Source organism: Streptomyces spectabilis (assembly GCF_008704795.1).
In the GTDB taxonomy this organism is placed as follows: Bacteria; Actinomycetota; Actinomycetes; order Streptomycetales; family Streptomycetaceae; genus Streptomyces; species Streptomyces spectabilis.
Map to the genome: position 1 here is coordinate 871,611 of NZ_CP023690.1, position 24,819 is coordinate 896,429.

The window sequence follows — 24,819 nt, forward strand, 5'->3', positions numbered from 1 at the left end:
AGCGCCCCTTCACCGAACGGAGCACCCACCATGCGCACCTTCCTCCGTCTCTTCCTCCTCGGCGCGACCCGCGTCCTCCTGGTCGCCTTCCTCCTCGGCGGCCTCGCCGTGGTGGCGGGCCAGACCGCCGCCCTCGCCCTGGGCGACCGCCACCTCATGGAACTCTTCGGCACGGACGTCACCGAGGTGGTGTGCGTCGTCGCGGGGGCCGCGGGGATCTGCTCGTTCCTCCACTCGTACGTACGGGAGGGGGGTCCGGCGCACGACGTCGACGCAGTAACGTGAACGCATGATCGTGGAAGCGGGCGACGACGGGATCGTCGAGCGGGTACAGGAGTGGGCACGGCGCCAGGAGGACGTCCGGGCCGTGCTGCGGACGGGTTCGCGGGCGCGGCGCGACGGGACGGTCGACGCCTTCTCCGACCACGACATCGAGGTCTACACCACCGACCCCGACCGCTACGAGGACGGCGACTGGGTCGAGGAACTGGGCTCGGTCGTGGTGCAGGTGGGCCTGGAGGGGCCGTGGGACAACCCGGCGCGGCTCGTGTTCTTCGCAGGCGGCGTCAAGGTCGACTTCCAGGTCGTACCGGTGGACCTGCTCGCGAAGATGGCCGCGGACGGCCTCGACGACCTGCACGAGCGCGGCTACGAAGTGCTGTGGGACCCCGACGGCACGGCGGCCCGCCTGCCCGCCGCCAGTGGCGAGGTGGCGGCGGAGCTGCCCGACGCCGAGGAGTTCGAGGAGCTCTGCGCGGAGTTCTGGTTCGAGGTGGCGCATCTGCCGCGCTATCTCGCCCGGGGCGAGCTGTGGGTGGCCAAGTCCCGGGACTGGACCACGAAGGAGCTGCTTCAGTCCGTCATCGAGTGGCACGCGCTGACGCGTGAGGGCAGCGGCCACGACGTCTGGTACGGCGGCACGCGGATGCGGAGCTGGGCGGCGCCCGGGGTGTGGGAGCGCCTGCCGGACACCTTCGGCGGCTTCGCCGCGGACGACGCCCTGCGCGCCGCCCGCGCGACCGCCGACCTCTTCGCCCGCTTGGCCAAGGAGGTGGCCGAGGCCCACGGCTTCGCCTATCCGCACAAGGCCGAAGAGGCGATCCGCCCGACCCTGGACGCGCTGCCGCGGGGCTAGGTGCTCATCGGTAGTCGCCGTCCAGGAGATGACGGGCCTCGACGCGGGGCGGGGCCCAGACCGGCCGGTAGGCGGGGTGGTCCTTGAAGCGGGCGGCGGCGTGCTGGAGGGCGAGGCCGAGCCCGTCGATGAAGGCGGCGTCCCGCGCGGAGAGCGCTCTGTGGTCCCGGTGCGCGAGCAGGTCGCTGTGGATGACGAGTTGGGCGTTGACGCCGTAGACGAACGGGTCGTTCGCCGCGGCCGGGCCGAGGTCGGCGATCCGGTCCGCGAGGAAGTGGTGGAGCGCCTCGTACTGCGCGGTGATCATCATCCGGTCGGTACACCCATTGCGGTCGGGCGCGAACCACCAAGGCGTGACGCCCTGCTGACGCGGTGCTTTCAGACGGTCCCTCAACTGCCCCGAAAGTACCGCGTTCCCTTCCACCCGCGGCAGGTGGGGCGCCCCTGACGGCCTCCTGCGCGGAGATCGGCCAGGAGACCCGCTCAGCGGCTGGTCAGCGGATTGCCGTACTTCTGGGCCGTGGAGAGGTACGGAAGGCCGAGCGTGCGGGGTGAGAAGGCCAGCGAGCCGCCGGCCGAGCCCTTGGGGAGGAGCCACGCGGCGCCCAGGGAGGCGTTCTCGCCGGGGGCGCCCACGGTGACGTCCGGGACGCGGTCGGCGTCGTGGTCGGCCGTGGCGGTCGCCGCGCCGAAGGCGTCGCCCGCCTCGGCGACACCCGGCACTCCGGGCGTGTCCTGGTTCCAGGCGACGGAGTCGGCGCGGCCGCCCGCGTCGAGCAGGCCCTTGGCGCCGCCGCGGAGCAGCCAGGCGGCGCCCGCTTCCGCCTTGCTTCCGATGGCCTCGCCGGGAGCGCCCGCGACCAGGTCGTCGCGGCCGTCGCGGTTGACATCGGCGACGGCGAGGGCGGCGCCGAAGCGGTCGCCGTCCTCGGCCGCGCCCGGGACGCCCGCCGTGTCCTGGTTCAGGGTCTGGGCGCGGCTGCCGAACGAGCCGCCCGCGCGGCTTCCGTAGTGGATGTGGATGCCGCCGCCCTTGGCAAGGCGTTCGGGGCCGCACGGGTCGTCGATGTTCTCGTCGGCGATCTCGCGGCATTCGCCGAGCGCCAGGTCGTCGCGGCCGTCGCCGTCGAAGTCCCCGGCGGCCAGGGCGGTCACACCGGCGTTGTCCGTGTTCCAGAAGTTGGCGAACGCGGACCGCTCGGCGTCCCACTTCCACAGCCGCACGTGCGACTGCGTGTGGGGCCGGCCCGCGGTCCAGTACGCCACGGCCAGGTCCGCCGTGCCGTCGCTGTCGAAGTCGCCGGTGGCCAGGGCGGGGGCGCGACCGCCCATGGGGGCGGCGACGACGGTGGTGACCAGGCTGTCCTCGCCCTGGATGACGCGGGCGACGACCTTGTCCGTGCCGCCGATCACGATCGTCTTGTTGTCTCCACCGGTGAGGTGGGCCGCCGCGACCGAGGTGCCGTACGCGGCCGACGGCGACGGTCCGGTCAGGACCGTCGACCCCGGCCCCGGCCCGGTCCGCGAGCCGCCCACGACGAGGACCGTGCCCGCGTCCCGACCGCGGTCGGTGACGTCCTCTCCGGGGGCGCCGGCGAGCAGTTCCGCGATGCCGTCGCCGTTGAGGTCCGTGAGGGCCACGGACGCGCCGAAGCGGTCGCCCGCCTCCGGGGTGCCGGGAACCTCGGGAGTGGCCTGGGTGACACGGATGCTTCCGTGGGCGCCCACGCCTCTCGGGCCGCCCCGGACGACGTTCACGTACCCGGCCCCGGCCCGGCCGTCGACGGTCCCGTCCGGGACGCCGACGGCGAGGTCCGCGTAGCCGTCACCGTTGAAGTCGCTCGTGGCGGCGGGGGGCGCGGCAGCGGCGGCACCGGGCGGGAGCGCGATCCCGGCGGTGACCGCCGCGGCGGCTGCGATGGCGTACGTCAGGATGCGGCGGCTCTGTGGCACGGAGGCCTCACTCGGTCGACGGGACGCGGGGTCGTCTGGTGTGACCGTCGAAGGGCGGAGCCGGTTGTACGGAGTTCGCCGGTGGTTCGTGCCGGGTTCACGCCGGGTGGTCAGCGCGAGCCGGTGACGGCCCGTATCTCCTGGTCGATGATCTCCCACAGCGGCACGCCGTCGCAGTTGCTGAGGATGACGCCGACCCAGCCGGTGTCCGGGTAGATGTTCCAGCTGGCGCCGACACCCGGGTCGCCACCGGCGCGCCCCCACACCCATTGGCCGCCTGTGATGTGGACCGGCAGCGAGTAGGCCGCGAAGCCCGCGTCGGCGGGGACCGCCCGGTCGCTGTCGCGCAGGCCGCCGCCCTGCGGGGGCAGCGGGGCCTTGGCCCCGGTCAGCACCTCGGCGTAGCGCCGGTCGAGCACCGTGCCGTCGCCGAGCGCGTGCGCGAACCGCACCAGGTCCCGCGCGGTGGCGAAGCCGCCGTCGCCAGGGGCGTCGATGAAGCTGCGGCCCGGGTTCCTGCCCGGCTGGTGCGGGCTCGGGCTGCCCTTGTCCAGGTTGCGGACGGCGTCCACCCGGCTGCCGTCGGCCAGCTCCATGTACGGGTGCGCGATGCGCTCGTCGGTGAGCCACTGCGGTCGGGTGTAGAACCCCGTGCCGGTCATGCCGCAGCGCCCGAAGACGTGCTCCTCGACGTAGTCCCAGTACGTCGTGCCGGTCACGGCCTCCACGATCTGTGCGGGGATGGCGACCTCGGCGCCGACGTGGTCGGTGGGGGTGCCGGGGGCGGCGACCAGTTCGGCCTGCCGGGCCCATCGCTCGTTGTACTCGCGCACCTCCTCACGGCTCTGGAAGACGCGCTGCACGTCCACGTCAGGGTTGCTCAATCCGGAGGTGCCGGAGAGGAGGTGGTGGATGGTCACCTTCTCGGCGATCTCCTTGGCGAAGCCCGACAGATGGGTGCCCACCGTGTCCCACAGCTTCAGCCTGCCCTGCTGCGCCAGCTGCAGCACGGCCACCGCGCCGAACGGCTTGCCCGCCGAACTGAGCGAGAACGCGACGCCTTGGTCGTTGCGGATCCCCTTCTCCTTGTCGGCCATGCCGTAGCTGCGCGACAGCACCGTCCGGCCCCGGTGCGACAGCAGCACCACACCGGAGAACTTGTCCTCGGCAGCGAGCTTCGCCACGTACCGGTCGTAGGCGCCGCCGGGGCGTGTGTCCGGCGGGATGGTGTCGGGGTCGGTCCGCGCCGGGGCGGCGTGACCGGGGTGGGCGTCCGCCACCTGCGCGCCGGACGCCACCACGCCCGCGGCGGCGACGCCGCCCCATCTGAGCAGGCGTCGCCGGTCGACACCACGTACGGAATCCGAGCTCATGGTCACGTCCCTCTCCTGGGCACCGGGCGACCGTCGATGCGCGGTGGCCCACGCGCCTACTGAACGCGGAGGGCTGTTGCGGCGGCGTATGCGCTTTTCGATACGCCCGCGATACACCTCAAGCCGTACCGCGCATGGGGAAGTTGAGAGCGACGAGGGAGCGGGGCCGCGCTCAGGGCCGCGGCACTCCGGTGCGCTCCAGAGCCTTGCGGGCGGCGAGGTAGCCCGCGATCTTGAACGCCAGCTCGTGCGAGCCGAACGGGTCGGCGCGGGCACGTCGCAGCACCGCCCGGGTGGCGGTCACGACTCCGTGCTCGGGCAGGCCCAGTTGTTCCTCGATGCCCGCCGCGGCAGCCGCGAAGAACCGTGGCAGGTCCTCGGCCGGTTCGTACGCCACCGTCAGTCCTCGGGCCACCTCGAAGACGAATCCCTCGGCCGCGGGCTCGAAATCCACTTCTATCTCCGCGAAGTGCGGCGCGCAGTTCTGCTTCTGATGGAGTACGCGCACTCCGCGGATCGGATACGGCGGAAACCGGAGCGGCGCTGGCGTCATGCCGGCACGCTACCCGCCGGCTGCGGCGAGCACCGGGCCCATGGGGTCGGTCACGACGAGCAGCAGGAAGCATCCTCCCAGCAGCAGGGCACGGCGGGCCCTGTCGCGGGACCGGGCGCCGAAGGCACGGTGCTGGGGACGGAAGCGGTGGCTCGGGTGCACGGTGAGGGGGCGGCCGATCGACACGCACAGCACCAGTCCGGCGTAGAAGAGTGCTGAGGTGAGCGGGGCCAGTCCCGCGGCGCGGGCGAGTTCGTTGAGGAGCAAGTGCAGCAGGGCCACCGCGGTCCCCGTGAGGATCACGGCCTGTGTCCAGGTGCCGTTGGGTCCCACCGGATGGGCCGGGCGTTCGAGCGCACGGATCCGCCACCACCAGCCGGGGTGGGTGTGCCAGGGGCGGGTGCCTCCGCGCAGCGGGCGCGCCTTCCGCGCCCAGGTGAACAGGCTGATCCACCCGTCGTCCGGTTCGGTGTGCCAGTGCTCCAGTTCCCACTTCGGCCCCATGCGCCGTTCGGACTGCTCCTCGGCCACGGCGCTCCACGCCCGCGGGTCGGCGCCCCAGTCGACCGCGTCCAGGTCGGCGCAGAGTTCGCGGTGCCGGAGGATGTCGGTGTAGGCCATGTACGCCATCGCGACCAGGACGGCCACCACGGCCGCCTCCCACAGGGGTGACCACTGCTGCCCCGACCAGGAGTACCGGGCCGTACCGAAGAGCTCGTTCCCGTAGAGCCAGGCGAGCAGCGCCAGGTAGGGCAGGACGACGACGGCGGCGAAGGCCAGCCACAAGGCCCTTACGGCGGTGCCCAGTTCGACGTCGCGGTTGCGCAGGTGGGCCAGTTCGTGGAGTACCACGGCGGTGAAGACGGCCCTGTCCCTGCCGAAGGTGAGGGGTGCTTCGTCCACCATGGTCACCAGGCCATTGTCGAGAGCGAGGCAGTACCTGCCCGCGGAGCCAAAGGTGACGGCTCCTGTGCTGAGGCGGCGCGGATCGCGGTAGAAGGCCGGGGTCCGGGTGATCCCGGCCTGGAGCGTCAGGCGCAGGAGGGTGTCGTGCAGAACGGGGTGGCCGGGGGTGATCCGGTGAAGGCGGCGCTTGCGCAAGGCGGGCCCGCACAGATGGAGGGCCGCGGCGGTCAGCAGCATCAGGCCGCCCGCGCCCACCGCGATCACCTCGGCGTTGTCCAGGATCACGGCCCCGTGCGGCCCGGCGAGCTGCGACTTGCTCATGAGCAGGGCGTCAAGCGGCGGCAGCCCGCGCTCGCGGCTGTCCGGCAGGGCCAGGGGATCCGCGTCCTGTCCGCTGGAGACGAGAACCCGGACCGCGCGCAGCGAAAGACCCACCGCGAGCGTCACGGCCAAGACCAGGAACAGCGCGCACCGCCGGGTCGTGCCCTGCCCCAACAGGCGCTGATCGCGGCGGGGAGTACCGTCGTCAGCCATCGCCGGACGACGTGGCGAGCCGGGCCACGACCGCATCGGCCAGCGCCTGCGCCGCTTCCGCCTCCATGCCCGACGCCTGCGCCCGCTCCACCACCCTCCGCTGGACGGCGCCCAGTTGTTCGCAGGACAAGGCCGGGACCTCGGTCGGCGGATCGGGAAGGCGGCGCACTCGACGCAGCCAGGCGCCGCCCCAACGGCTCGCTCCGTCAACGGCTGTTGCCGCCGACCGTTGCGCCACCTCGTTGACCACCAGCCACACCACTGGCGCGACCAGCGCGAGGACTTCGGCGGCTCCGAAGCCGAGTGGGTCCCGCCGCGCGCGGGAGCGGCGGAACACGCGCGTGATCTGCCTGTCGCTCAGCGACGCCATGCCGTCGAGGAGCTTCGCCTCCCGCGGAGCCTGCGCGGCGAGGACGTCCCGCACCACCTCTCGTACGCTCTGCCCGGGCACGTGCTTCCTCCCCATCGGTCACCTGCCCTACTGAACGAGACGACACGAGACGGGAAACGCCCGGCGGCCTGCCGCGTACCGGCCGGGCCCACCGGCTCCCGGGCGACCGCCCGCCGAACGTCAGGCGGCGTCCCAGGCGGCTTGGATCATGTGGAAGGCCTCGTCTAGTGCGGCGTCGGGATCGGACGCGTCGCGGGCCAGGGCGTAGGCGTCGATGACGAACCGGGCGATGGCCCGGCAGGCCGTCGCGCTCCGCGGTACGTCCGGGTCGGCGATGAGGGCCGTCGCGAGTGCTTCGGCGTGGCGCAGGCGCATGGATTCCTCGTACGCGCGCAGGGCCGGGGAGGTGTCGATCATGCGGTGGACCGGTGCGGCGCCCTCGCCCGAGCAGTGGCGGACCAGGTCCTGGACCTCGCGGCGCAGGGCGGGGACGAGGGGCTGGTCCGGGGTGCGGCGGGTGACGGCCAGGGCCAGGCGCTGTTCGAAGGGGTGGTCCTGCTCGAAGACCAGGGCCTCTTTGGAGGCGAAGTGAGCGAAGAGAGTGGTGACGGCCACGTCCGCCTCGGCGGCCACCTCCCGGATGCCCACCTCGTCGTAGCCGCGTTCCAGGAAGAGCCGCAGCGCGGTATCGGCGATCTTCTGGCGGGTGGCGGCCTTCTTGCGCTCACGGCGGCCGGGCGTGACGGTCATGAGCCGAACACTACCAACTCCGAATAAGTATCCGTTTCTAAACCCTAACGGTTAGTGTTACGGTCGGCGGCATGAAGAGAGTCAGCTTCGCCGCGTTCGGCGGCCCCGACGTACTCCGCCTCGACGACGCCCCTGAGCCCCGTCCCGGCCCCGGCCAGATCCGCGTAGCCGTGCGAGCGGCGGGCGTGAACCCCGTCGACTGGAGGATCCGCGAAGGACAGTTCCAAGCGGTCCGTCCCCTCGAACTGCCCGCCGGGATCGGACAGGACGCCGCCGGGGTGGTCGATGAGGTCGGCGAAGGCGTCGACGGCATCGCGGTCGGTGACCGGGTCTTCGGGCGCGGCACACACACGTACGCCGAGCTCGCCGTGCTCTCGGCCTGGGCCCGCGTGCCCGAGGGCATGACCTTCGAGGAGGCGGCCGGATACCCCTCGGTGGTGGAGACGGCACTGCGCGTCCTCGGCGAGTCCGGCGTGGAGTCCGGACAGACACTGCTGGTCAGCGGCGCCTCCGGCGGCGTCGGATCAGCCGCCCTGCAGATCGCCCGCGACCGCGGCATCACCGTCATCGCCACCGCAGGACCCGCCAACCAGGACTACCTGCGCACCCTGGGCGCCCTCCCCACCACCTACGGCCAGGGCTGGGTCGAGCGGGTGCGGCGGCTCGGCCCCGTCGACGCGGCGCTCGACCTGGCAGGGGCGGGCGTGATCCGCGAACTCGTCGCACTCACCGGCGACCCGGACAAGGTGATCTCCATCGCCGACCTCAGCGCGCCCGAGCACGGCGCCCGCTTCTCCGGCGTCACCGGCGACGTGCCGCGAGCCCTCGCCCACGCCGCCGACCTCATCGCCCGGGGAAGACTCCACATCCCCGTACAGCGGACCTACTCCCTCGCCGAGGCGGCCGCCGCACACGCCGACAGTCAGGCCGGACACACCCGCGGACGCCGCGTCATCGTCCTGTGACCACGCGAGGAGCCCCATGCGCACCCCTGTCACGATCATCGGCGCCGGTCTCGGCGGCCTCGTCCTGGCCCGGGTCCTGCACCTGCACGGCATCCCGGTAACGGTCCATGAGGCGGACCCCTCCCCCACGGCCCGTTCACAGGGCGGGATGCTCGACATCCACGCCCACAGCGGCCAACTCGCCCTAGATACAGCCGATTTGACGGATGAGTTCCGCGGTCTCGTCCTGGAGGGCCGGCAAGCGCTACGGCTTCTGGACCGCGACGGAACCGTCCTGTTCGAGAAGGACGACGACGGCACGGGCGCGAGCCCCGAGGTGCAGCGCGGCGAACTGCGGCAGCTGCTCCTCGACGCGCTCCCCGACGGCACCGTCCGCTGGGGCCACAAGGCCACCGGCGTCCGCGCCCTCGCCGAGGGCCGCCACGAGGTGACCTTCGCGGACGGCACCAGCGCCGTCACGAGCCTGCTGGTCGGCGCGGACGGCGCGTGATCGCGGGTCCGGCCGCTGCTCTCCGACGCCGCACCCGCGTACGTCGGACGGTCCTTCGTCGAGACCTGCCTGCACGACGCGGACACCCGCCACCCGGCCACGGCGAAGGCGGTCGGCGGCGGGACGCTGGTCGCCCTCGACCCGGACGGGCCCGGCACGTGGTTCGTGGCCCACCGGGAGAAGGGCGGGACGCTCCACGCCTACATCACCCTGACCAAGCCTCAGGACTGGTTCGCCGCCGTCGACTTCACCGACGCCGTCGCGGCCGCCGCGCGGATCGCGCAGGAGTACGACGGCTGGGCACCGGAACTCACCGCCCTGATCACCGCGGGCCGGACCGCGCCGGTCCTGCGCCCCCTGCACGCCCTGCCGGACGGGCACCGCTGGGACCGGGTGCCGGGAGTGACCCTGCTCGGCGACGCCGCCCACCTCACGGCTCCCAACGGCGAAGGCGCCAATCTCGCCATGCAGGACGGAGCCGAACTCGGCCAGGCGCTCGCCGCGCATCCCGACGACATCGAGACCGCCCTCACCGCGTACGAGCGGGGGCTGTTCCCCCGCGGCGCAGCGGCCGCCGCCGCGGCGCCGCGCAACCCCACGCCCCAGGAGTTGATCCGTTTCTTCACCGGCTGGAAGTCCTGAAGCTCTCCCGCTGAACTGTTCGCCGACATACGGAGGTTGTCTGTGTTCGCCCTTCAGTATCACCGCTACGGCGGTTCCGAGGTCCTTCGCGTGGAGGAGGTCGAAGAGCCGCACGCCGGGCCCGGTCAGGTCCGCGTCGCGGTCCGTGCCACCGGCGTCACCCCTGCTGACTGGTACCTGCGCTCAGGGATGCTGCGGGGTGTCCTGGCCCTGGACTTCCCCCACATCCCCGGCGTGGACGCCGCCGGAACGGTCGACGAGGTGGGCGAGGGAGTGACCGGCACCGCCGTGGGGGACGAGGTCTTCGGCCTCGTCCCCTTCGCCGACCAGGGAGGAGCCGCGGCCCAGTACGCCGTCCTTGAGGCGTGGGCACCCAAGCCCCGGTCATGGTCCTTCGAGGAGGCGGGTGGCGCCGCGGGCAACATCGACACGGCCACCCGTGTCCTGGAGGCCCTCGAAGCCGCCGAAGGCATGACCTTGCTGATCGAGGGCGCCGCGGGAGGCGTCGGCACCATCACCGCACAACTCGCCCGGGCCCGCGGCCTCACCGTGATCGGCACCGCGAGCGAAGGCAACCACGGCTTCCTCGAACAGCTCGGCGTCGTCCCGGTCACCTATGGGGTGGGGCTGGCCGACCGCCTCGCCCCGCTGGCTCCGCACGGCGTCGACGTGGTCCTGGACGCAGCCGGCAAGGGCTCTCTCGCCGATCTGGTGGCCATCGCCGGAGGCCCGCACCGCGTGGTGACCATCGCGGACTTCGACGCCGACCGGCACGGCGTGCGGTTCTGCCGCTCCGAAGCGGGGCAATCGCCAGGACGGGCGGGACTGCCGCTGGCAGCCGTTCTCGCCGACAGCGGCCGTCTCACCGTCCCGCTGCACGCCGTGTTCCCGCTGGCGGACGCCGCCACCGCGCACGACGTCAGCGCCTCCGGCCACGCGCGCGGCAAGATCGTCATCACCGTGCCCTGATGGCCGTGGGCTCGGTCGCGCCCGCCGGAACGCCGGTGATCCCGGAGCCACGGCCAAGCCCACGCCGGCGTCAGCTCGTCGGCGGCAGAGCCTGGTCGAGGAGAACCTCCGCCGCCGCCCGCGCGTGGCGGCCGTAGTCCGGTTCGTCGAGGACCATGGCGCGGCTGGCCGCCCCGTCCGCGAGCGTGGCCAGCTGTTCGGCGAGCACCAGGGGGTCGCGGCAGCCCAGCTCCGTCACCAAGGCGGCGATCAGCCGCACCATGCGCAGCTTCTGCTCCCGGGCGTAGGAGTGCACCGCGCTCTGCGGGTCCGGGAATTCCGCGGCGGCGTCGATGAACGGGCACCCCCGCGCCGGAGCCGCGTCCGCCACCGGCTGGTCGAACAGCTTGCGGATCCGGTCGCGCGGAGGGATGTCCTCGCGGGTCAGCACGCCTTCCAGCGTGGCCCCCGACAGGACGAGGCCCTGCAAGTGGGCGATGACCAGATCGTTCTTGGTACGGAAGTGCGCGTAGAGCGTCCGCTTGGACACCGGCGCCTCCTCCGCGATCTGCTCCATGCCGGTCGCGTTGATGCCCTGGGCCGCGAACAGCCGGGCGGCGGCGGCCAGAACGCGCTCCCGCCCTCCGCGCCCCCGCCGCTGGGATGCCACGGCCGTCGTCCTCACGGTTGCACTCATGGAGGAAGTATACGCGTTCGTTTACTTAAGACGGGGTGCCGCGTTAGGGTGACGTCCGCATGTAAACGACTCCGTTTACATAGATGCTCCGTCACCGAGGAGTCCCATGACCATGAACAGGTTCGTTCCCACCGAGCTGAGCGGCGGCGCGGAGAAGCTGATACGCGGCCGTCACGCGACCCGCGCGTTCCGTCCGGAAGCCGTGCCCGAGGACACGCTGCGCAGGATCTTCTCGCTGGCCGGGGCCGCGCCGTCCAACTCCAACGCGCAGCCCTGGCAGGTGGAGGTGGTGAGCGGCGCGGCACGCCGGCGCCTGGCCGACGCCCTGCGGACGGCCCACGCCGCCGGGCGCACCTCGGTGGACTTTCCGTACGCCGAGGACATGTACGCGCCGGTGCACCGGAACCGCCGGGCGGAGTTCGGCGCCGCACTGTACGGCGCCCTTGGCATCGACCCCGACGATCACACGGCCCGCGCGGCCTACGACGCGGAGAGCCTGCGGTTCTACGGCGCACCGCACGCGGCGTTCCTCTTCGTCCACGGCGACGGCGAGGCCCGCCTCGCCGCGGATGTCGGCGCCTATATGCAGACGCTGCTCCTGGCGATGACCGCGTACGGCGTGGACAGCTGCCCGCAGGGCCTTCTGAGCTTCTACGCCGACACCGTCCGCGCCGAACTCGGCGTCACCGGAGGGAAGTTGCTCGTCGGCATCTCCTTCGGCTACGCCGACGAGGCGGCTCCGGTGAACCGCGTGCGGACCGAGCGGGCCCCGGTGGAGTCGACCACGGTCTTCCACGACTAGGGCGACGGACCGAGCGGGAGCGGTGCTCCTGCGGCCCGTGCCCGCCGCTGTGGCGCGGCGGCCCCGCGGTGGCGCAGGGGAGGTGGTCAGGAACGCTCGTTACAGCGCAACTTCGGTCATGCGCTGCGCGAAGTCGCCAGTGGCTGGATGATGACCCCGCGAGTATCAGGGGGCGCGTTCCGGGGGGTCGCGATGGTCGAGGGCGGGCAGCCGTTCGGTGGCAGGTTCCAGCTGATCGAGGAGCTGGGGCGGGGTGGCATGGGAGTGGTGTGGCGGGCCGTCGACACACTGCTCGGGCGCGAGGTCGCCGTGAAGCACGTGCGCGGGCCAGGGCAGGGGGCGGCGCCCCTGGACACCAAGGCCACCGCACGCCTGCTGCGTGAGGCCCGCGCGGCGGCGAAGCTCAATCACCCCGGGGCCGTCACCGTCTACGACGTGGTGCGCTCCGGCTCCGAGGTCGTCATCGTCATGGAGCTCGTCCAGGGCACCACCTTGTCCGCGCTCGTGGCCCGGGAGGGCCCCCTGCCCCCGGCGCGGGTGGCGTCGATCGGCGCGCAGCTGGCCGAGGTACTCGGCGCCGCCCACGCGATGGGCGTGATCCACCGCGACGTCAAGCCCGAGAACGTGATGCTCCTGGCGGGCGGCCGGGTCAAGCTGGCCGACTTCGGGATCGCCCGGCTCTCCAGCGAGGTCACCAGCACGACGAGCGTCTTCGGCACCCCCGCCTACATGGCGCCCGAGCAGATCCGGGGAGCGCCCGTGCCCGCCACGGACCTCTGGGCCCTCGGCGTCACGCTCTTCCACGCCCTGGAGGGCGCGTCGCCCTTCGCCCGTCCGGCGCCGGTGGAGTCCATCGCGGCGGTGCTCTCCGACCCGCCGCCCGTGTCGCGCCGCGCCGGGCCCGCCCTGGGGGCCGTGCTGCACTCACTCCTTGCCAAGAACCCGGAGGAACGCCCGCACGTCGCACAGGCCGCCGCGGAGCTGCGGCAGATCGCGGAGGGCCGCGTCACCACCATGATGGCGGCGGCCCCGGTGGCGCCGCGCCGTCAGCCGACCGTCGCTCCCGCTCCGCCGCCGACGCCGCCGTGGCGGCTGCCCGCGCGGCCCGCGTCCTTCGTGAACCCCGTCCTGCCGGGGCTCCTCGGCCTGGGCACGGTCGGCCTGTGGGTCCTGTCCTGGTTCCAGCTCGACGGGCACGCCGTCCTCACCGGGCCGGGACTCCTGCTGTTCCGCACGCAGCCCTTCGAGACGTGGTGGATCGACGCGGGCCACACCGCCGACGCCGCGGGGCCCGAAGCCCCCTGGGCCACCGTCGCGGCCGGCTACCCCTTCGGCGACGACGGGGTGCTCAACGCCCTCCTGGTCCTCACCCACCTGCCCTTCCTCGCGCTGCTCATCGGCTCCTGGGCGAGTCTGGTCTCGCCGAGCCGGCGCACCTGGGCCGGGCTCCTGGCCGGCAGTAGCGTCCTCGCTCTGACCAGTGGCTTCGTCGTCAACGGCGTCCACCAGCGGCTGCGCGAACTCGACCAGGACGCCTGGCTCAACAGCGGGCCCTATCTGCTGGCGGGAGCCGTCGGGCTGCTCGCCGCCGTGCACCTGGTGCGGCACGGAGGGACGCGGGCCCGCTCCCTCGACCGCCGCCGGCTGATTCCGGTGGCGGCGGGTGCCGTCACGGGGGCCACGGCCGCGGGCATCGCCGTTCCGGGGCTCATGAGCGGGGCGGTGGCCGTGACCGGCACCCTCGCCGTGCTGCTCTGGGCGGGGCTCGTCCTGCCGCACCGCCTCGCCTCGTCCGTGCTCGGCGGCTGGGCCCTCGCGATGACGGTTCCGCTGGTCCTCGGGATCACCCTCGCCACGCACCCCGCTCCCGACTCGGCCCACACCACCGTCGCCACGTGGCGTCTGGTTGTCCTCGCCGTGGCCGTGGCGGCGGTGGGCTGCTGGGCCCTGGCCCACTCGCACCGGGCGCGGGAGGCGGAGGCGGCGCACTCCGGCGCGTTCCTGCGGAACCAGCCCTGGTGACGAGCGGGCCGTCAGATCAGGGCGCTACGGCCTGCGGCGCGGCTTGCCGCCCTTGGTGCCCTTCGGGCCGCCGGAGCCCCGGCGCGCGTTCTTGGCGGACGGCTTGCCCGCGGTCTTGCCGGTGCCCCGGCCGCTCCCCTTGCCCCCGGCCGGCTGCTGCCGCCGGGCGCCGCCCTTCTCCGGGCGCTTCGCCTTCGGCTCGGGCTCGGCGCGGCGGCCGCGGGTGCTGTTGACGGTGCGGCCGCGGACGATGCCGATGAAGTCGTCCACCAGGTCGGTCGTGGCCTCCTGGGGCCACGAGAGCGCCACGCGGGACGTGGGGACGTCCGTGATCGTGCGGTACGTGAGGTCCTTGCGGTGGTGCAGCCGCGCCAGGGACTGGGGGACGATCAGCAGGCCGATGCCCGCCGCCACCAGCTCGACGGCGTCCGCGGTCGTGGCGGGGCGCTCAAGGGCGGGGCGGCCCGGCGGGTGCTCCCAGTCCAGGGGGTCGTCCAGGGGGTGCAGCACCAGTTCGTCGACGAGGTCCGCCGCGGCCACCTCGTCGGCCGCCGCGAAGAGGTGGTCCTTGGGGACCACGACCACCGTCGTCTCCTCGTAGAGGGGGATCGCGCTGAGGTCCTCCCCGTCGACCGGCAGGCGCACGAACCCCGCGTCGGCCTCGCCCCCGCGCAGGACCTCGCGGATCTCGGTGGCGGGCACCTGGGCGAGGGTCAGGGGGATGTCGGGCCGCCGCTCGTTCCAGATGCGCACCCACTTCGAGGGCGTCACCCCGGGCACGTAGGCGAGCCGGAACGCGGGAGAGTCTTCCGAGCCTGTCACCTCGCCAGACTACCGCCCGTAGTCGGCGCCCGACCCACCGGAGGGTGCGGCCGGTGGCGGGCCCGCCGTGGTCGGCGGTCGCGCATTCGCTCGATACCCTTGTCCTATGACGTCGCACCACTCCACCCAGACCATGAAGCCCGCCACCGCGGCGAAGAAGCTGGGTGTGTACCTCGAGGCCACCCCCGCCGAGTTCCAGGAGGGTGTCGTCTCGCGGACCGAGCTCAACGCCCTGCAGGCCGACCCGCCCCAGTGGCTGCGCGACCTGCGCCAGAACGGCCCGCACCCCCGTCCGGTCGTCGCGGCCAAGCTGGGCGTCTCCGTGTCGGGCCTCGCCCGCGGCGGCGTCACGGAGGCCCTCACCACGCAGCAGATCGACGCGCTGAAGGAAGAGCGGCCCGAGTGGCTCGAGCGCGAGCGCGCCACGCAGGCCGAGGTCCGCAAGGAGACCGTCCGCCTGAAGGCGAAGAAGGCGGAGCAGGCCGAGAAGGCCGCCAAGGCCTGAGCGCGGGGCCCGGGGCGCCCCGCGCCCCGCTCGTGCCCCTGATTCCGGCGCCTCCAGCCCGGCCGCGCGCACCCGGGCCCTCGTACCGTCGCCGTCCGCGTACCGTCGCCGTCCGCGTACGAGGGACAATGGAGGCGTACGACCACCGCACGCCGCCGCACGTCCCTCAGGAGCCACCGTCTTGTCCGAGCGCACCTCGTACGCCGCCCAGCCCGACCTGCAGGCCGACTGCGGGAGCTGCTTCGGCCTGTGCTGCGTGGCGCTGCCCTTCTCGCGCTCGTCGGACTTCCCGGTGAACAAGTCCGCGGGCACCCCGTGCGGAAACCTCCAGGAGGACTTCCGCTGCGGGATCCACGAGCGGCTGCGCGACAAGGGCTACAACGGCTGCACGGTCTTCGACTGCTTCGGCGCGGGCCAGAAGGTCTCCCAGGTCACCTTCAAGGGCGTCAGCTGGCGCGAGGAGCCGGACTCGGCCCGCGCCATGTACGAGGTCTTCCCCGTCGTGCGGCAGCTCCAGGAGCTCCTGAAGTACACCGCGCAGGCCCTGGACCTGCCCGCGGCCCGGCCCGTCCACCGGGATCTGCGCGCCGCGTACGAGCGGATCGACGCGCTCACCCGGGACCTGGTCGAGACCCTGCTCGCCGTCGACGTGGACGCGCTGCGCGGCGAGGTGAACCCGCTCCTGCTGCGCGCCAGCGAACTGGCCCGGGCGGCGGTCCCGGGGCGCAAGAAGAACCACCGGGGCGCCAACCTCATGGGCTCCCGGCTGCGCGGCGCGAAGCTGCGCGGCGCCAGCATGCGCGGCGCCCTGCTCATCGCGGCCGACCTGTCGGACGCCGACCTGCGCGACGCCGACCTGATCGGCGCGGACATGCGGGACACGAACCTGTGCGGGGCGGATCTGCGCGGCGCGCTGTTCCTCACCCAGCCCCAGCTGAACGCCGCACGGGGCGACGCCCGGACGAAGCTCCCCCACCCGCTGGAGCGCCCCTCCCACTGGGCGGCCTAGTACCGGGCGGCCTGGTCCCCGGCGGGGCCCGCCGGGTACTCTCCTGCTCTCTTCCTTGTCACGTGCCGCCGGTCCTCCCGGCGGCACTACTGTGACCTGCGAACTCTCATCCAACCGGGGCCGAGGGCCAAGGCGGTGGATCCCTGCGGATCCCCGCCGGGGGGTCCCTCCAGCCGGTGCCACCACAAGGAGCACGAGATGACCGGGGGCGTTCTCCCTCAGGAACAGATACCTCTGTTCAACCCCTTCGCCGAGGGGTTCACCGACAATCCGTACCCGCAGTACGCGACGCTCCGCGAAACCGCCCCGGTCTATCCGCACCCCTTGGGGTTCTGGGTCGTCACCCGGTACGAGGACGTGTTCGCCCTGCTGCGCTCCGGCGCGTCGGTCGAACTGCGTAACGTCGACTCCGGCGCGCTGGAGAACCTGCGACAGAAGGACGAGTCGCGCAAGACCCCGCTCATCGACGGCTTCTCGATGATCGACCGGGACGCCCCGGACCACACCCGGCTGCGCCGCCTGGTGCAGAAGGCCTTCACGCCGAAGTCGATCCAGGCGCTCGCGCCCCGCATCGGCGAACTCGTCGACGGCATGCTCGACCGGATCGCCGACGAGGGCGGCGCGGACCTGGTGCCCGCGCTCGCCTCGCCGCTGCCGTTCACGGTGATCGCGGACATGCTGGGCGCCCCGCCCACCGACCACGAGCGGATCCGGGAGCTGAGTGGCGTCATCGTCCGCTCCCTGGAGCCCGTCGCCGACCCGGCCGTCATGCAGGAGATCGAGAACGCGGACGCGGAACTGGCCGTCCTCACCTCCGAGATGATCGCCTGGAAGCGGCGCAACCCCGCCGACGACCTCATGACGGCCCTCATCGAGGCCGAGGAGGACGGCGACAAGCTCAGCGACGACGAACTGGTCGCGCAGATCCAGCTCCTGTACATCGCGGGCCACGAGACGACCGTGAACCTGCTCGCCAACGGCACCCACGCGCTGCTGCGCCACCCCGAGCAGCTCGCCGCGCTGCGCGCGGACGCGGACCTCATGCCCAACGCCGTGGACGAAATGCTGCGCTACGACAGCCCGTTGCAGTCGAGCCGCCGCATCACCCTGGAGCCGACCGTGCTCAGCGGCGTCGAGATCCCGCCGGGCGCGATGGTGGTCGCCGCTCTCGCCTCCGCCAACCGCGACGCCGCGCGCTGGGGCGAGGACGCGGACACGCTGCGCCTGGACCGCGAAGGGGCCCGCGCGCACCTGGCGTTCGGCTCCGGCTCGCACCACTGCCTCGGCGCGGCCCTGGCGCGCCTGGAGGCGAGCATCACCTTCGAGCGCATGCTGAAGCGGTTCCCGGACCTGTCCCTGGCGGGCGACGTGACCTGGAACGGCCGCATCAACGTGCGCGGTGTGGCCTCGCTGCCAGTGTCCGTCGGCTGACCGGGACGACGTCGGCACGCGCCTGAGCAGGCGTCGGGGGCTCACCGCGCGGCGGTGGGCCCCCTTCGCCGTGCCGTCGACCGTGTCAGACCAGGGCGGGCGCCGCCCCGGTGACCTCCTCCAGGCCTTCGCGCAGTCGGCGCATCGACGCCGTGTTGTTGCCGAACTGGTTGATCGCGAACGCGCCCCGGTGGTCGGGGCCGTAGCCGTGCTTGAGGAAGTTGGCGAAGGAGCCGCTGGCGCTCAGGTCGACGAAGTAGTGGCGCGCCGGGTCGCGGAACGCGGTGGCCATCAGCTCGTCGAAGCGCACGCGGCCCCTGATCACGTCCCACGCGTAGTCGTCCCAGGCGGTCAGCGCCGCGCCGTCCAGCTCTCCGGCGTAGGCGCACGAATACACCGGCAGGGTGGGCGAGTTCACCGTGACCGCGCGTCCCAGGCTCCGGCACTCGTGCCGGATGTCGTCGAGGAGGCCGGAGTGGAAGCCGTGGCGCACCGGAAGGCGGACGGCGATCACCCCTTCCCCGTCGAGGGCGGCGCGGGCCTCGGTGACGCGCTCGGCCTCGCCGCTGACGACGAAGTTGCCGGTGGTCCCGCCGGTGAAGTTGACGCCCGCCAGGGCGAGGCCGGCGAACAGGTCGCGCCGCCGCTGGTAGAGCGAGGGCGGGGCGAGGACGCTCAGCATGCCGCCGGGGCGGCAGCGCTGGTCGAGGAGATGGGCCTGCTTCATCACGAGGTCGAGGCCGTCCTCGAAGGACATCGCCCCGGCGACGGTGGCCGCGACGTACTCGCCCAGGCTGTGGCCGAGGACCGCGTCGGGGTGGAAGCCCTCCGCGCGCAGGGCCTCGGTGAGGCTCCAGCCGACGCTGTAGAGCGCCGCGTGCGTGTGCAGGATGTCGTCGAAGTCCTGGCCGCGCCGGGTGCCGTCGTGCATCGCGGCGACGAGGGACGTGCCCTGTGCCGCCTCGTAGAGCGCGCTGCACCGGTCCATGGCGTCGCGGAACGCCGGGTGGGTGTCGTACAGCTCCTGCCCCATCCGGTAGTACTGCGTGCCCTGACCGCCGTACATGAAGACGACCTCGGGGCGCCGCAGGGCCCGGCGGGGCGCGGGGCGCGCGCCGACGGGGGCGGCCGGGGGCTGGGGCGCAGCCGGGGGCTGCGGGGCGGCCGGTTCCGCCATGGCCAGCGGCTCTTCGCGGATCTTGGCGGTGAGCTTGGTCAGGACGTCGCCGGGGCCGATCTCCCGGAAGTCGTCGTGGCCGCGCGCGAGCAGCCAGGAGAGCGACTCGTACCACCGCACGGGGCTCGATATCTGCCGCACGAGCAGCTCCGCGTAGCCGGTCGTCGGGTACGGCCGCGCCGTGCAGTTGGCGATCACGGGGATCCGCAGCGGGCGGAACTCGACGCCCGAGAGGTGGCGGGCGAACTCCTCCTGTACGTCGGCCATGCAGCGCGAGTGGAAGGCCGCGCTCACGTTGAGGGGGATGAACCGCGCGCCCGCCTCGGTGTACGCCTGCCGGACGTCCGGGGCGTGGACCTCGTCGTAGGCGCCGGAGATGATGCACTGGAGCCGGGAGTTGATGTTGGCGACGTCGATGCCGTCGTACGGAAGGGCGGCCAGGATCCGAGCGACGCGCTCCTGGTCGAGGTTGACCACGGCGGCCATCGCGCCCTTGGGGGCGCGGCTCATCAGCTCGCCGCGCCTGCGCACGAGGTCGAGCCCGGTGACGAAGTCGAAGGCGCCCGCGGCGAACAGGGCGCTGTACTCCCCCAGGCTGTGCCCGGCGACGACGGCGGGCGGGGCGCCGCCGGAGTCGATGTGGTCGAGGTACTGCAGGGCGCTGACCGCGTAGAGGGCGGGCTGGGTGTACTCGGTGCGGTTGAGGACCCGGTCGGGGTCGTCGACGCACAGGTCGCGCAGCGAGTAGCCGAGCAGCCGGTCCGCCCGGGCCACGAGGTCGGGGTACTTCTCGAACAGGTCCTTGCCCATGCCCTTGCGCTGGGAGCCCTGCCCGGGGAACACGTACACGGAATTCATGTGATCACTCAGCCGTCGTGAGAGGTGCCGGTCCGCCGGGGGCGGTGTGGGGCGTGGAGGGTGTGCTGTCGGCGGCCAGGGCGCCGTAGGCGGCCATGCGCTCGGTGAGCAGGGCCGCGGTCTCCCGCAGCAGCCGCTCGGCGACGACGTCGACCCGGCGGCCGCGCCACGGCTCCAGGTCGGTGCCGCGCACCCAGGTGTTGAACGCGCCGAGGGCGGGGCCGCAGTGGATCTGGTGGTCGACGCGCGGCTCCGCGCCGCGCAGCGCGAGGCGCGTGGAGTGCACGAAGTACCAGCGGAAGACGTGGGCCATCTTCTGCTTGGGGCTGCGCTCGACCTCCGCGAGCCGGTCGGGGAAGCGCCGCGCGAGGTGGGCCCGGGTCTCCTGCCAGACCTCGTCGAGGGAGCGCTTGAAGTACTTGTTCTCCAGGGTCGCCCGGGTGCGCGGGTCGAGGTCGTCGAGGGAGTCGTGCCGTACGTAGAGCTCGTACAGCTTCTGGGCGCGGGCGGGGAAGAACGTGCTCTTCCTGACGGCCTGGACGCGGGCGCCGACCTCGAACATGTCGCCCGCGGGCGCGTACTCGGTGTCGTGCACGCCGAGGCCCTGGAGGAGGTCCTTCACCGCGTCGCTGGTCCCGGCCTCCACGGTGCACTGGTTGATGGAGCCGGTCACGAGGAAGTCGGCGCCCAGGGTCAGGGCGGCGAGGGCGGCTTCGGGGGTGCCGATGCCGCCCGCCGCGCCGACGCGCACGGCGGCCTCGCCGCTCTCTTCGGCGTAGCCCTGCTCGCGCGTCACGCGGTCGCGCAGGGCGCGCATGGCGGGCATCAGGACGTAGGCGTTGCCGCCGTCGGTGTGGCCCGCGGAGTCCGCCTCGACGCACAGGTCCTGGGCCAGCGGGAGGCGGGCGCCGAGCTCGGCCTGCTCGGGGGTGACGAGTCCGTCGTCGAGGAGCTTGCGGACCAGCGGGGCCGGGGCCGGGCGCAGGAAGTGCTCGGCGACCTCGGTGCGCGACACCTTGGCGATGATGTGGTGGTCCTGGCGCAGCCGGCCCTCGGCGTCGGTGCCGAGGCCCGCGAGGCGGTAGTGGACCAGCGGCAGCGTGGGCCGCAGATAGGCGGAGGCCTCGACGGAGCGCACGCCGTGGCGCAGGTACAGCTCGACGGTGCGGGCCTCCAGGCCGGGGTCGTCCGGGTTGTTCAGGAGGTTCATGCCGAAGGCGCGGCCGGGGTCGAGGCCCTTCTTGATGCGGGTGATCGCGTCGTCGACCTCGTCGAGGGGGAGCCCGCCGGTGCCGAAGAAGCCGAGCATGCCCGCGTTGCCGAGCGCGGTGACCAGGTCGACGGAGGCGATGCCCTTGTACATCGCGCCTGCGGCGTACGCGTACTCGACGCCGTGCGCCGCGCGGAAGCGCGGGCTGCCGAGGGCGCGGGGCGACAGGGCGGGCGGCCGCGGCGGGGTGGTGGGGCGCTGGTGCTGTGGTTCCACGGGGGGCTCGCTCGGGGACGGGTGCGGTGGCGGGGCGGGCGATGCCTCCGGGGAGGCGGCGGCGGTGTCCGGCGTCGCGGTCTCCCAGGGGAAGACGCCCTCTTCGGCGTAGCGCCGGATGGCCCGCACGTTGTCGGGGTCGCCGAAGACCTGGCGGTTGGTGGCGAGCGCGACGTCCTTGGTGTGCTCGGTCAGCGGGGACAGCTCGCGCAGATACGCCTTGTAGCGTGCGACGCCCTTCTTCGAGAGCCGTCCCAGGCGCTGGAGGTGGCGCTTCAGGAGCGCCTCGCTGGGCGTGCCGAGGGCGTCGACGAGCCCCCACTCGTGGGCCTGCCGGGCGTCGATGGTCTGGGTGGTGGCGGCGAGGTAGTGGGCGCGCTGGAAGCCGGTCCTGCGGATCAGATAGGGCAGCACGACGGCCGGGATGAGGCCGAAGAGCAGCTCGGAGAGGCTGAACGTCGCGCTCTCGTCGGCGATCACCACGTCGCACGCGGCCACGAGCCCGACGCCGCCCGCGTTGGCCTTGCCGCGCACGTGCGCGACGGTGAGCACGTCGGCGTACGCCATGCGCCGGAAGAGCTCGAACATCGGCTCGGGGTCGAAGGACGTGTCCCGGCCCGTGCGCGCCGCGTCGCTGATCACGCCGAAGTCGGCGCCGAAGCAGAACACCTCGGGCAGCCCTTCGAGGACGACGACGGTGGTGTGCTCCGCGCGGGCGGCGCGCGTGAAGACGTCGTCGAGCTCGTGCACGAGCGTGGCGTTGATGGCATTGCCCGCGTCGGGCCGGTGGATCCGGGCGAAGAGCACGCTGCCCTGTTCGCGGACGCGCAGGGTGGAGTAGGTCAGTCGATCCATGCGTACTCCCGGTGGAACTCCTTGATGGCGCGCAGGACGAGGCGCGGCGAGCCGCCCGCGGCGGGCGACGTGCTCTGGGCACTCCGGGCGGTCCGGGCGACGAAGTCCTGGTTCACGACGGTGTCGCGGGTGCCGACGCGGACGAACGCGCTCTCCCGGAGGAGCTGGTCGTACTCGTCAAGAGAGAGCTGGTAGCGCGCGTCGAAGTGGTCCTCGATGCCCATGGCCCGCAGCCGCTTGGCGCCGTCCGGGGTGACGACGCCGCTGTAGAACTCCGAGCAGCAGCCGGAGCCGTACGAGAACAGTCCGATGCGCCGCGGGTCGGGGTAGGCACCGTTGCAGATGGTGCCGGCGAGGGAGAGGAAGACCGTCGCGCCCATGATGTTGCCGACGCGGCCGCAGTAGCCGATCCCGGGCGCGACGCGGCGCTCGAAGTCCTCGGCGATCTCGGCGCCCCTGGCCCCCGCGACCTTGCGCATCATGGTGCGGTGGGCGCCCTTGACCATGCCGCCGAAGGGGGTGTGGAAGGCGAGGTACTGGAAGGTGTCGCGGTAGTCCGCGCCCTCCACCTTGGCCTCGTAGGCGCGGTAGGCCTGCTCGCAGCAGTCCAGGTACGACATCAGGGACAGGTCGACGTCGCCCGCCTCGCTGTCCGGGGCGGGGCGGCAGGTGTCCATCACCTCGTAGCCGTACGTCCCGCTGGCGCCGACGTCGAGCTGGAAGACGTGCGGGGTGTCGCTGACGAGCAGGGCCACCGCGCCCGCGCCGCCGCTGGGTTCGGCGTAGGCCCAGTCCTGGGCGGCCACGTCGTCGCCGTCCTCCAGGATGTAGCGCGAGATGTCGGTGGCGATCACCAGGGCCTTGGCGCCGGGCGAGGTGCCCGAGAGGATGAAGTTGCAGGCCATCTGGAGCCCGGCGGTGCCCGCGTAGCAGGCCTGCTTGAGCTCGAACATGCGGCAGTTGCGGCTCAGGCCCAGCTGGTCGTGGAGATAGGTGCTCGCCGACTTGGAGAAGTCGAAGCCCGACTCGGTGCAGGTGATGAGGAGTTCGATGCGGCCCTTCTCCTCCTCGCTCATGCGGTCGAGGAGCGGCCGGGCCGCGTTGGCCCCGAAGGTGACCGGGTCCTCGAAGGGCAGCGCGACCGTCTTCTCCTTCATCAGGAGGTTGTTCAGGCGCGTCAGGTCGAGCTCGCGGTGCCGCGCCAACTGCATGACGTCGAGCACGGCCGAGCCGCCGAACACGTTCATCGCTTCGATACCGACGCGGGACATGGGGTTCGCTGTTCTGCTCTCTATGCGGCGCACGCGCTCAGGCACAGTGCGGTGTTGATGCCGCCGAAGCCCATGCTCAGGCTCAGGCAGTGCTGGATATCGGCCTCGACGGCCGCCTCGCGCACCCAGCGCGGGGCGTCGTCGACCGGCTCGGTGAGGTTGCGCGTGGGGTGCAGCCGGCCGTGCCGCAGCTGCAGCAGGGACGCGGCCGCCTCGACGGCTCCGGCGGCCGTCAGACCGTGGCCGGTGATCGACTTCGTGGCGTTGACCGCGGCGTGGGTGAGGCCGCAGGCCTTGAGCGCCGCCACTTCGGTCGTGTCGCCCGTCGGGGACGCGGTGCCGTGCGGGTTGACGTAGTCGATGTCCCGGGCGGTGAGCCCGGCGCGGTCCAGGGCCTGGCGGATCGCCGCGGTCTCGCCCGCGAGGGACGGGTCGGGGTTGCGGTTGCCGTCCAGGCGCACGGACCAGCCGCTGAGCCGCGCGTAGGGGGCGGGTGCCTCCGGGCGGGCGCCTCGGCGCTCGATGACCAGGGCGGCGCAGGCCTCGCCGTAGACGAAGCCGGATCGCCCCTTGTCGAAGGGGCGGCAGGCGTCGCCGGGCGCGTCGGCGTGGTCCTCGCCCGCCATGGCACCCATCGCGCGCAGGCCGAGCAGCTCCCAGTACGACAGGTCGGCGAGCGCGCCCAGGGCGACGCACACGTCGACGCGGCCCGAGGCGACGGCCTCGGCCGCCTCGATGACGGCGAGCTGCCCGCTGGCCGACGCGCCGCCCACGGTGTGGGCGAGGCCGCGGATCCCGAAGGCGCTCGTGCACAGGCCGCACAGGTCGGTGTCCAGGTACGACAGGCCGTAGCTGGGCCGCAGGAAGTGCGGCTTGGCCCGGTGCCGGTCGTGGGCCAGGACGAGTTCGCGCTGCTGGAGGTTGCTGCCGCCGATGACGAGCCCGACCCGGTCCGGGTCGTAGCCGTCGAGGCCCGCCTCGGTCCACGCCTCGTCGAGCGTGGCGAGGGCGACCTGTCCGGTGAGGGAAGCGGTGCGCAGCTCGCGGGCGCCGAGCCGGGCGGATGGCACCGGGGCGGGCAGTTCGGCGCCCACGAAGCGGGTGCCGGACTGCCGCCCGGGCCGCTCCATGACGGCGAACCGGTGCTCCCCAGCGAACAGTGCCCGGGTGAAGTCGGCCTTGCCCCGGCCCACGGCGGTGGTGACGCCGATGCCGGTGACGACGAGCCCTGCGGAGTCGCTCAC

22 protein-coding genes and 1 pseudogene are annotated in these 24,819 nt (G+C 73.0%); 10 read left to right on the top strand and 13 right to left on the bottom strand.

What is annotated here, in order from left to right; all coding sequences use genetic code 11:
• Positions 1 to 30: 30 nt before the first annotated feature.
• Positions 31 to 285, top strand: a complete 255-nt coding sequence (locus CP982_RS03695; protein ID WP_150509137.1) for a hypothetical protein — start codon at positions 31 to 33, stop codon at positions 283 to 285.
• Between the two features lie 4 nt (positions 286 to 289).
• Positions 290 to 1,135 carry an aminoglycoside 6-adenylyltransferase gene (locus tag CP982_RS03700; RefSeq protein ID WP_150509138.1) on the top strand — a complete coding sequence of 282 codons (846 nt, stop codon included), beginning with the start codon at positions 290 to 292 and terminating at the stop codon, positions 1,133 to 1,135.
• 4 nt (positions 1,136 to 1,139) lie between these two features.
• On the opposite strand, the gene CP982_RS03705 is transcribed toward CP982_RS03700, so the two are convergent.
• The 7 genes from CP982_RS03705 to CP982_RS03735 form a co-directional block, all read right to left on the bottom strand.
• The gene (locus CP982_RS03705) at positions 1,140 to 1,442 is read right to left on the bottom strand and encodes a hypothetical protein (protein WP_150509139.1); all 303 of its coding nucleotides are present in this window, start codon (positions 1,440 to 1,442) and stop codon (positions 1,140 to 1,142) included.
• A 176-nt stretch (positions 1,443 to 1,618) separates the two neighbouring features.
• Positions 1,619 to 3,088 carry an FG-GAP-like repeat-containing protein gene (locus CP982_RS03710; RefSeq protein WP_150509140.1) on the bottom strand — a complete coding sequence of 490 codons (1,470 nt, stop codon included), beginning with the start codon at positions 3,086 to 3,088 and terminating at the stop codon, positions 1,619 to 1,621.
• Positions 3,089 to 3,198: 110 nt separating this feature from the next.
• Positions 3,199 to 4,461 (bottom strand): serine hydrolase domain-containing protein, encoded by a 1,263-nt coding sequence (locus CP982_RS03715; protein WP_150509141.1) that lies wholly within the window; start codon positions 4,459 to 4,461, stop codon positions 3,199 to 3,201.
• A 172-nt stretch (positions 4,462 to 4,633) separates the two neighbouring features.
• Complete coding sequence (locus tag CP982_RS03720) at positions 4,634 to 4,969, bottom strand: hypothetical protein (RefSeq protein WP_150509142.1); 336 nt, start codon at positions 4,967 to 4,969, stop codon at positions 4,634 to 4,636.
• A 54-nt stretch (positions 4,970 to 5,023) separates the two neighbouring features.
• A complete protein-coding gene (locus CP982_RS03725) occupies positions 5,024 to 6,454 on the bottom strand; it encodes a M48 family metalloprotease (RefSeq protein WP_150509143.1) in 1,431 nt (476 codons plus the stop codon).
• Positions 6,447 to 6,905, bottom strand: a complete 459-nt coding sequence (locus CP982_RS03730; RefSeq protein ID WP_150509144.1) for a hypothetical protein — start codon at positions 6,903 to 6,905, stop codon at positions 6,447 to 6,449. Before CP982_RS03730 ends, CP982_RS03725 begins: the two co-directional genes overlap by 8 nt.
• Positions 6,906 to 7,025: 120 nt before the next feature.
• Positions 7,026 to 7,595: a TetR/AcrR family transcriptional regulator gene (locus CP982_RS03735; protein WP_150509145.1), complete on the bottom strand. Its 570-nt coding sequence runs from the start codon at positions 7,593 to 7,595 to the stop codon at positions 7,026 to 7,028.
• Positions 7,596 to 7,666: 71 nt separating this feature from the next.
• On the opposite strand from CP982_RS03735, the gene CP982_RS03740 reads away from it, so the two are divergent.
• From CP982_RS03740 to CP982_RS03750, 3 genes and pseudogenes are all read left to right on the top strand, one after another.
• Positions 7,667 to 8,560 carry an NADP-dependent oxidoreductase gene (locus tag CP982_RS03740; protein ID WP_150509146.1) on the top strand — a complete coding sequence of 298 codons (894 nt, stop codon included), beginning with the start codon at positions 7,667 to 7,669 and terminating at the stop codon, positions 8,558 to 8,560.
• Positions 8,561 to 8,576: 16 nt separating this feature from the next.
• Positions 8,577 to 9,692, top strand: a pseudogene (locus CP982_RS03745) (FAD-dependent oxidoreductase).
• A 42-nt stretch (positions 9,693 to 9,734) separates the two neighbouring features.
• Positions 9,735 to 10,661, top strand: a complete 927-nt coding sequence (locus CP982_RS03750) for an NADP-dependent oxidoreductase (RefSeq protein ID WP_150509147.1) — start codon at positions 9,735 to 9,737, stop codon at positions 10,659 to 10,661.
• A 70-nt stretch (positions 10,662 to 10,731) separates the two neighbouring features.
• Here the strand turns inward: CP982_RS03750 and CP982_RS03755 are convergent, their stop codons facing one another.
• Positions 10,732 to 11,337, bottom strand: a complete 606-nt coding sequence (locus CP982_RS03755; protein ID WP_150509148.1) for a TetR/AcrR family transcriptional regulator — start codon at positions 11,335 to 11,337, stop codon at positions 10,732 to 10,734.
• Between the two features lie 112 nt (positions 11,338 to 11,449).
• On the opposite strand from CP982_RS03755, the gene CP982_RS03760 reads away from it, so the two are divergent.
• Together CP982_RS03760 and CP982_RS03765 are read left to right on the top strand one after the other, a co-directional pair.
• Positions 11,450 to 12,139, top strand: coding sequence for a nitroreductase (locus CP982_RS03760; protein WP_150509149.1), 690 nt, complete (start codon positions 11,450 to 11,452; stop codon positions 12,137 to 12,139).
• A 192-nt stretch (positions 12,140 to 12,331) separates the two neighbouring features.
• Entirely contained in the window at positions 12,332 to 14,161 is a 1,830-nt protein-coding gene (locus CP982_RS03765; RefSeq protein ID WP_170316348.1) for a serine/threonine-protein kinase, read from the top strand.
• A gap of 24 nt (positions 14,162 to 14,185) precedes the next feature.
• On the opposite strand, the gene CP982_RS03770 is transcribed toward CP982_RS03765, so the two are convergent.
• Positions 14,186 to 14,983: a LysR family transcriptional regulator substrate-binding protein gene (locus CP982_RS03770; RefSeq protein ID WP_150509151.1), complete on the bottom strand. Its 798-nt coding sequence runs from the start codon at positions 14,981 to 14,983 to the stop codon at positions 14,186 to 14,188.
• Between the two features lie 106 nt (positions 14,984 to 15,089).
• Between CP982_RS03770 and CP982_RS03775 the strand changes: the two genes are divergently transcribed.
• The 3 genes from CP982_RS03775 (at position 15,090) to CP982_RS03785 (ending at position 17,928) form a co-directional block, all read left to right on the top strand.
• A complete protein-coding gene (locus CP982_RS03775) occupies positions 15,090 to 15,488 on the top strand; it encodes a DUF5997 family protein (RefSeq protein ID WP_150509152.1) in 399 nt (132 codons plus the stop codon).
• Between the two features lie 181 nt (positions 15,489 to 15,669).
• Complete coding sequence (locus tag CP982_RS03780; RefSeq protein ID WP_150509153.1) at positions 15,670 to 16,497, top strand: pentapeptide repeat-containing protein; 828 nt, start codon at positions 15,670 to 15,672, stop codon at positions 16,495 to 16,497.
• A gap of 198 nt (positions 16,498 to 16,695) precedes the next feature.
• Positions 16,696 to 17,928, top strand: a complete 1,233-nt coding sequence (locus CP982_RS03785) for a cytochrome P450 (RefSeq protein ID WP_150509154.1) — start codon at positions 16,696 to 16,698, stop codon at positions 17,926 to 17,928.
• 85 nt (positions 17,929 to 18,013) lie between these two features.
• Here the strand turns inward: CP982_RS03785 and fabD are convergent, their stop codons facing one another.
• Genes fabD through CP982_RS03805 form a run of 4 tightly spaced genes read right to left on the bottom strand, consistent with a single transcriptional unit; the run spans position 18,014 to position 24,819 of the window.
• Complete coding sequence (gene fabD, locus CP982_RS03790) at positions 18,014 to 19,963, bottom strand: ACP S-malonyltransferase (protein WP_170316349.1); 1,950 nt, start codon at positions 19,961 to 19,963, stop codon at positions 18,014 to 18,016.
• A 4-nt stretch (positions 19,964 to 19,967) separates the two neighbouring features.
• On the bottom strand, positions 19,968 to 22,304 hold the full coding sequence (locus tag CP982_RS03795) for an enoyl-CoA hydratase/isomerase (RefSeq protein WP_150509155.1): 2,337 nt from the start codon (positions 22,302 to 22,304) through the stop codon (positions 19,968 to 19,970).
• Positions 22,292 to 23,575 carry a hydroxymethylglutaryl-CoA synthase family protein gene (locus CP982_RS03800; RefSeq protein ID WP_150509156.1) on the bottom strand — a complete coding sequence of 428 codons (1,284 nt, stop codon included), beginning with the start codon at positions 23,573 to 23,575 and terminating at the stop codon, positions 22,292 to 22,294. The genes CP982_RS03795 and CP982_RS03800 overlap by 13 nt, the downstream gene beginning before the upstream one ends.
• A 20-nt stretch (positions 23,576 to 23,595) precedes the next feature.
• Positions 23,596 to 24,819, bottom strand: coding sequence for a beta-ketoacyl synthase N-terminal-like domain-containing protein (locus tag CP982_RS03805; RefSeq protein ID WP_150509157.1), 1,224 nt, complete (start codon positions 24,817 to 24,819; stop codon positions 23,596 to 23,598).

Bases quoted from the DNA above. Each gene is read 5' to 3' on its own strand.
- CP982_RS03695 (WP_150509137.1), top strand. From the start codon at position 31: ATGCGCACCTTCCTCCGTCTCTTCCTCCTCGGCGCGACCCGCGTCCTC.
- CP982_RS03700 (WP_150509138.1), top strand. From the start codon at position 290: ATGATCGTGGAAGCGGGCGACGACGGGATCGTCGAGCGGGTACAGGAG.
- CP982_RS03705 (WP_150509139.1), bottom strand. From the start codon at position 1,442: ATGATCACCGCGCAGTACGAGGCGCTCCACCACTTCCTCGCGGACCGG.
- CP982_RS03715 (WP_150509141.1), bottom strand. From the start codon at position 4,461: ATGAGCTCGGATTCCGTACGTGGTGTCGACCGGCGACGCCTGCTCAGA.
- CP982_RS03725 (WP_150509143.1), bottom strand. From the start codon at position 6,454: ATGGCTGACGACGGTACTCCCCGCCGCGATCAGCGCCTGTTGGGGCAG.
- CP982_RS03735 (WP_150509145.1), bottom strand. From the start codon at position 7,595: ATGACCGTCACGCCCGGCCGCCGTGAGCGCAAGAAGGCCGCCACCCGC.
- CP982_RS03740 (WP_150509146.1), top strand. From the start codon at position 7,667: ATGAAGAGAGTCAGCTTCGCCGCGTTCGGCGGCCCCGACGTACTCCGC.
- CP982_RS03755 (WP_150509148.1), bottom strand. From the start codon at position 11,337: ATGAGTGCAACCGTGAGGACGACGGCCGTGGCATCCCAGCGGCGGGGG.
- CP982_RS03760 (WP_150509149.1), top strand. From the start codon at position 11,450: ATGAACAGGTTCGTTCCCACCGAGCTGAGCGGCGGCGCGGAGAAGCTG.
- CP982_RS03765 (WP_170316348.1), top strand. From the start codon at position 12,332: ATGGTCGAGGGCGGGCAGCCGTTCGGTGGCAGGTTCCAGCTGATCGAG.
- CP982_RS03775 (WP_150509152.1), top strand. From the start codon at position 15,090: ATGACGTCGCACCACTCCACCCAGACCATGAAGCCCGCCACCGCGGCG.
- CP982_RS03785 (WP_150509154.1), top strand. From the start codon at position 16,696: ATGACCGGGGGCGTTCTCCCTCAGGAACAGATACCTCTGTTCAACCCC.
- fabD (WP_170316349.1), bottom strand. From the start codon at position 19,963: ATGAATTCCGTGTACGTGTTCCCCGGGCAGGGCTCCCAGCGCAAGGGC.
- CP982_RS03795 (WP_150509155.1), bottom strand. From the start codon at position 22,304: ATGGATCGACTGACCTACTCCACCCTGCGCGTCCGCGAACAGGGCAGC.
- CP982_RS03800 (WP_150509156.1), bottom strand. From the start codon at position 23,575: ATGTCCCGCGTCGGTATCGAAGCGATGAACGTGTTCGGCGGCTCGGCC.